Origin of the sequence: Streptomyces sp. MB09-01 (assembly GCF_033794505.1) — a bacterium.
Classification (GTDB): Bacteria; Actinomycetota; Actinomycetes; order Streptomycetales; family Streptomycetaceae; genus Streptomyces.
Genome location: NZ_JARAYQ010000564.1, coordinates 1 through 1,179 on the forward strand (window position 1 = coordinate 1; position 1,179 = coordinate 1,179).

The 1,179-nt window shown below is 72.1% G+C and carries 1 protein-coding gene; it reads left to right on the forward strand.

What is annotated here, in order from left to right:
- Positions 1-99: 99 nt before the first annotated feature.
- Positions 100-1,179 carry a winged helix DNA-binding domain-containing protein gene (locus tag PV721_RS43470; RefSeq protein WP_319734412.1) on the forward strand — a complete coding sequence of 360 codons (1,080 nt, stop codon included), beginning with the start codon at positions 100-102 and terminating at the stop codon, positions 1,177-1,179.

The following is a 1,179-nucleotide window of genomic DNA, read 5'->3' on the forward strand; positions in this document are numbered from 1 at the left end:
CGTCACGGGAGGTGACCTGTGATGCCGGGCGGGATGCGAGGTGGTTTCGGCCGGGAGTTGCGGACAGGGGGTGTCCGCAAGGAGGGCTAGTTTGTTGTCATGGCCTCCACGACGACGCATCCCGTACTCGGCACCCGCGCCCTGAACCGTGCCACGCTCGCCCGCCAGCTGCTGCTCAGCCGCGCCGAGATGTCCGCGGAGGGCGCCGTCACCCACCTGCTCGGGCTGCAGGCCCAGAACGTCAAGCCGCCCTACTTCCAGCTCCACGCCCGGCTCGCCGGCTTCCGGCCCGCCGAACTGGCCGGGCTCATGGAGTCGCGCGCGGTGGTCCGGATGGTCACCATGCGCTCCACCATCCACACCCACACCGCGCACGACGCCCTGACCCTGCGCCCGCTCGTCCAGCCCGCACGCGACCGGGAGGTCAACTACTTCCGGAAGGGGCTCGTGGGAGTGGATCTGGACCGGCTGGCGGAACGGGCCCGCGGCTTCGTCGAGAGCGCGCCGCGCACCATGGGCGAGATCCGCGAGGAACTGCTCCGCGAGTGGCCCGACGCCGACCCGCAGTCCCTGTCCGTCGCCGCGCGCTGCCGGCTGCCGCTGGTGCAGGTCACCCCGCGCGGAGTGTGGGGGCGCAGCGGGCAGGTCCGGCTCACCACCGCCGAGAACTGGCTCGGCCGGCCCGCCGGCGCGGCGCAGCCCGTCGACGACGTCGTACTGCGCTACCTCGCCGCCTTCGGTCCCGCCTCCGTCAAGGACATGCAGATCTGGGCAGGACTGACCCGGCTGCGCGAGGCCTTCGAGCGGCTGCGGCCGGGCCTGGTCGCCTTCCGGGACGAGAACGGCGTCGAGCTCTTCGACCTCCCCGACGCGCCCCGGCCCGACCCGGACACCCCGGCGCCGCCCCGCTTCCTCCCGGAGTTCGACAACCTCCTGCTCTCGCATGCCGACCGCACCCGCGTGGTCGCCCCCGAGATCAAGGGCCGTACCTGGACCGGGAACCAGGCCCACTGCACCCTGCTCGTCGACGGGTTCGTCGCCGGGCTGTGGAAGCTGGAGGGGGCGGCGCTCACCGTAGAGCTGTTCGGCCGGGTCTCGAAGGAGCAGAAGGAGGAGATCGTCGCCGAAGGGGAGCGGGTGATCGCCGGCATGGGGGAGGGTCAAGAGGCAAGCTTATAA

Coding starts and splice junctions, on each gene's coding strand:
- PV721_RS43470 (WP_319734412.1), top strand. CDS start 100: ATGGCCTCCACGACGACGCATCCCGTACTCGGCACCCGCGCCCTGAAC.